Annotated in this window: 7 protein-coding genes; 3 read left to right on the forward strand and 4 right to left on the reverse strand. The window is 58.9% G+C overall.

Annotated elements, in window-relative coordinates; all coding sequences use genetic code 11:
* Positions 1-394: hypothetical protein (locus tag ACH2EH_RS12505; RefSeq protein WP_395142132.1), on the forward strand; the 394-nt coding region annotated here is incomplete at its 5' end.
* On the opposite strand, the gene ACH2EH_RS12510 is transcribed toward ACH2EH_RS12505, so the two are convergent.
* Genes ACH2EH_RS12510 through ACH2EH_RS12520 form a run of 3 tightly spaced genes read right to left on the reverse strand, consistent with a single transcriptional unit; the run spans position 324 to position 2,357 of the window.
* Positions 324-1,376, reverse strand: coding sequence for a hypothetical protein (locus ACH2EH_RS12510; RefSeq protein WP_395142134.1), 1,053 nt, complete (start codon positions 1,374-1,376; stop codon positions 324-326). The two genes, ACH2EH_RS12505 and ACH2EH_RS12510, sit on opposite strands and share 71 nt — an antisense overlap.
* A complete protein-coding gene (locus ACH2EH_RS12515) occupies positions 1,373-1,831 on the reverse strand; it encodes a hypothetical protein (protein WP_395142136.1) in 459 nt (152 codons plus the stop codon). The genes ACH2EH_RS12510 and ACH2EH_RS12515 overlap by 4 nt, the downstream gene beginning before the upstream one ends.
* Positions 1,812-2,357 carry an RNA polymerase sigma factor gene (locus tag ACH2EH_RS12520; RefSeq protein WP_395142138.1) on the reverse strand — a complete coding sequence of 182 codons (546 nt, stop codon included), beginning with the start codon at positions 2,355-2,357 and terminating at the stop codon, positions 1,812-1,814. Before ACH2EH_RS12520 ends, ACH2EH_RS12515 begins: the two co-directional genes overlap by 20 nt.
* An 87-nt stretch (positions 2,358-2,444) precedes the next feature.
* Between ACH2EH_RS12520 and ACH2EH_RS12525 the strand changes: the two genes are divergently transcribed.
* Together ACH2EH_RS12525 and ACH2EH_RS12530 are read left to right on the forward strand one after the other, a co-directional pair.
* Entirely contained in the window at positions 2,445-3,668 is a 1,224-nt protein-coding gene (locus ACH2EH_RS12525; RefSeq protein WP_395142140.1) for an MFS transporter, read from the forward strand.
* 82 nt (positions 3,669-3,750) lie between these two features.
* Positions 3,751-4,263, forward strand: a complete 513-nt coding sequence (locus ACH2EH_RS12530) for a flavodoxin (RefSeq protein WP_395142142.1) — start codon at positions 3,751-3,753, stop codon at positions 4,261-4,263.
* 5 nt (positions 4,264-4,268) lie between these two features.
* On the opposite strand, the gene ACH2EH_RS12535 is transcribed toward ACH2EH_RS12530, so the two are convergent.
* Positions 4,269-4,448: hypothetical protein (locus ACH2EH_RS12535; protein ID WP_395142144.1), on the reverse strand; the 180-nt coding region annotated here is incomplete at its 5' end.

Consider the following 4,448-nt stretch of genomic DNA (forward strand, 5'->3'; position numbering starts at 1 on the left):
GCGTCACCGCGACGGCAAGCCTCTTGATCCCGAGCCGCTGATTGAGGAGCTGGAGACGCAGAGCAAGTTCCGTCCGCAGCTCGCGCACCTGACCAAGCAACTGGTGCGAAAAAAGATGCTCACCGACGATCAACAAGCCCGCCTACGTGCTGTGTTTTTGCGCCACCTCGTCTTCGAGGGCTGGCACCGACACTGGTGCCATCTCACCCGCCTCGCACGGGCTTTGGAGGGGGCGGAGCTACGAGCACAGCTTCAAGAACTCCCTCAAACGCCTCAAATCGCGCACCTGCTGGCACACCTGGAGCAAGAGGCACAGATGCGGCTCAGAACGGCTTTAGGGTCAGAAAAAACAGCACTTCCTGGCCGCCGTGTACCGCCCCTTGCTCCTCTTTGACAATTACGCCGCCAAACATCATGGTGTCTCCCGCTTTGATGCGCCGGGTGTTGCTGAAGGTCTTCTCTAAACGAACGAGCTGGCCTTTCTGGGCACCTTGTAGCGGAACCGATGCCTCCCAGCGTGTCTCCACCTCGAAGTAGTTGTCGCCCAGAGGAGTGGCTTTGATCGTCACATCGAGCCTTGAGGTCTGCGCAGGTGTCCCCGAGAACTTGCTGACAGCCTTGATCTCCGTCCCTGATTTTCCCGTTCCAATAGCCGCCAGCAGAGTATTTCGATTCTGTTTCCCTCCGCTGACCGAGACCACCTCCGCACGGCACTCGACACTGGGAATGGGAACATCGAGCTGTTGGATCAGGTTGCGTAGCTCCTCAATGTCAGCAGGCGCTCCCTGCACTAGAAGTGTTCCCTCTCCTACTGCGATAATATTGTCAATTCCTGGCGGTCGTAGGCTACCCAAATTACTGGGAGGCGTGATAAATCGCTTCCCATCCGAGCTGAGAACCGGGGTAGGGCCGGGCTTAGGAGTAAAGGGTAAAGTGATAATTCCACCAAGCAGCCCGGCAAGCTCTTGCGGAGTCCGGTGCCGCAGAAGGATCTTCGCATAGGGAGCAGTTTGGTTCTGATTGAACCGAGGGGCAGAAGGCATAACGGGTAGCAGTGGTTTGGAAGTATCCACCGTGGGTTTGACAATCCAGACACCGTTATTAGTAGTGTAGGTAAAAGGCTTGGTCGAGCCACGCTGCATGAGCTGAAGCACTTTCTCAAACGGCAATGGGGTCGCCTTCAGCGAGACTGTCCCTGAAACCCCGTTATCAATCACGTAGTTCCTAATTCCCGCGCTCTTAAACAGTGTTTCCAGTGCAGAGCGTAGCGGCGTATCGTAGAAATCGGCACTGATAAGCTGATCCGTTTTTTGCAGGAGCAACCGAACAACAAGAGCCGGGATAGGAACAGAGATAGTGAGAGGAAGTGGAATCATAAAAAAACCTCCGTTTTTTCAATGGGTTCGATGGTAGTGACGACACTGGTGGCATCACCCCGAATGACGATATGCTCCGTGGGGACGGGTTGACCAGAAAGGCAAGTGCTGTCCGCAACGATCACAATATGCGTCACCACTGTCTCAGAAGACGATACCGAAACACGAGGTGACGATACCGAAACACGAGGTGATGGCATAGAAATCACTTGTGCGACTTGTGACGGCGTGAGGCGTGGCCAGAAAATCGCCAGTCCCACGGCTGTGGCTAGAAAAAACAAGGCGGCTGGTGCCACTGATAAGCGACGGCGTGATGTGAAATCTGTGGGGGGCATGCCTGCCAGCCTAGCAAGTAGCATCGCACGCTCCGCTTCAGAAACTTCCATCGCTTCCACTGCGGGATCTCCCCGACGCAGAAGCGCCTCTACGGACGCGTCAGATATTCTCTGTCTCATAGCCTTTCTCCAGCAGCGGCGCGAGCCGCTGCTTTAGTGTCTGCCTTGCGCGGAAGGCCAGTACGCGGGCGCTTACTTCTGTGCATCCCATTGCCTCCGCCGCCTCACGGTGCGAAAACTGCTCGTAGATTGTCAAGACCAGCGCCAGCCGCTGCGGCTCGGGAAGCGCTTGCAGTGCCTCGGTCACCAGCTCGCCCAGCGCACTGGGGCGCGGCGCGGTGCGCTCCGCTAGCTCCTCTGGCAGTGCCAGTTCGCGCCGGGCTTTGAGCGCATTGATCGCGAGATTCTTCGCGGCCACATACAGCCAGATCTTAAACTTACGCTGTCCCTCAAAGCGCCCCCGCGCCTCCCAGAGCCGTACAAAGCTCTCCTGAGCCAAATCTTCCGCAAGCATCGGGCTTCCCGTGAAACGCGTCAGAAACGCCGTCAGCGCCGGGCGGTGACGCACATAGAGATCGGCGAACGCCTCACGATCCCCGTCCTGCGCCCGTCCCATCAGCGCCTCGTCGGACGCCTCTTGCTGCATGACACCCCTAGTACAGAGCAGATCTATCATTCGTTACAAATGTTATAAAGATTTACTGGAAGCCCCTTCCTGAGCGATATTGCCCGTGTGACTGACTTTCAAAAACTCTGGGTGGGGCAAGCCGTCTCGGTGTTCGGATCGCTGATAACCCGAACGGCGCTGCCCTGGTGTGCGCTGCTGTTTCTGCACGCGCGGGCACTGGACATGGCGCTGCTCGTGCTGGCCGATCTGTTGCCCGGCTTTCTGCTGGGGCTCTTCGCGGGTGCCTGGCTGGATCGGCGTGCCAAGCGCCCGGTGATGATCGCCTGCGATGTCCTGCGCTTTCTGCTCGTGATGAGCATTCCCGCGCTGGCGCTCACGGGCAAGCTCACGCTGGGCTCTCTTTTTGCCGTCGCGCCGCTGATGGGCATTCTCTCCACGGTCTTCGACATCGCCTACCAGAGCTACCTGCCCGAGCTGGTTCAGGGCGAAGCACTGAGCCGTGCCAACAGCCGCCTCTCCGCCAGCGCCGCCGTCGCCGAGGTCTGTGCGTTCTCGGTCTCCGGCTGGCTGGTGCAGCACTTCGGTGGCCCGCAAGCGCTACTGATCGACGCCGCTACTTTCCTGCTCAGTGCCCTCTCCCTGCTGGCAATTCGCCAACCGAATCGCGTCGTCCCCCATCTGGACGGTGGCCAGGGGGCTGGACTTTTCCAGGAAGCTGTCGAGGGCCTGCGCTATGTGGGGCGGCAACGTCTGCTGCGGGCCCTGGCCTTGGCCCAAGTTGCCCTCTCTTTCTCGATGTCACTGATGGGGCCCCTGATTCTGCTCTTCATGACGCGAACTCTCGCACTGGAGCCAAAATTTCTCGGGATGGTCTTCGCCGTAGGGGGTGTCACCTCTCTGCTCGGAGCAACGTTTGCGGCCCCCCTGGCCCAGCGTTTCGGGGTGTACCGCGCTACTGCCTTGAGCTTCGGGCTGATTCCCTTGGGCATGCTAATGATCCCGCTTGCTCCTACTCGTAGCGCTCTGAGCTATGGGCTGCTCACCGCCAATCAGCTCCTCACCGACCCCGGGTGGACGATCTTTGAGATACACCAGACCACCCTGCGCCAGCAGCTCGCGCCAGAGAAGTTGCTAGGGCGTGTGAATGCGGTCACGAAAGTCGGGGGTCTGGGAGCGAGCCTGCTGGGGACACTCCTCGCAGGCGTGCTCGGCAACAGAGTCGGCCCTCGGCCTGTGCTTTTTGCCGGTGTTGGATTGGCCTGCGCTGCTGCGATTCTCTTTGCACGCGAGTTATCCACAAGTTATCCACAGGCTGTGGATAACTCTTAAAACTTGAAATCTGCCAAAGTGGGGATGTGAGAGTTTACTACACACGGCTATGCTGATAAACATGCAAGTGCATTCCATAGGTGTGTTTTACGGTAGTACGACGGGCAATACGGAAGAGGCCGCCGACGAAATTACGCGGGTTCTTTGTGCGAGTACCGACGAGGCCACGGTTCGGGCGATCAGTGTGAGTGGGATGAACCCGGAAAAGCTCCTCGACTTCGATGTGCTGGTTGTCGGTTGCCCCACTTGGGATGAGGGACAGCTCCAGAGCGACTGGGAATGTCTGTTGCGGCGTTTCGGGGAGCTTCGGCTGGAGGGCAAGCCGGTGGCGCTCTTTGGCTCAGGCGATGCGCTCTGCTACCCGGAGACGTTTCAGGACGCGCTGGGCATTCTGGGCACCGAGCTACGAGCACGCGGCGCACGGCTAATCGGGAGCTGGCCCACCGACGGCTATATTTTTGAGACGTCCCGAGGGGTCGAGAATGGGCGATTTCTAGGACTCGCACTCGACACCGACGATTCCTGGAGTCTGACCCGCTCGCGCATCGCCATCTGGTCGGGCCAGCTCCTGACGGAGCTTGCAGAGCTGCCCTAGATTCTCTACTTGGGCTTTGCCCGCACCATGAACCGCTCGACCATATCAAGGGCGGTTGTATTATTCGGGTCTTTTTTTAGAACCTCAAGCACCAGGCGCTGTGCCTCGTCGGGGCTACCCAGGACTGCCTCCTTGCGTGCGAGCTTGAGCGTGCTCTGCGCATCGCCCGGGCTTAGTAGGTAGCG

The sequence above is a fragment of the Armatimonas sp. genome (assembly GCF_043760365.1).
Classification (GTDB): domain Bacteria; phylum Armatimonadota; class Armatimonadia; order Armatimonadales; family Armatimonadaceae; genus Armatimonas.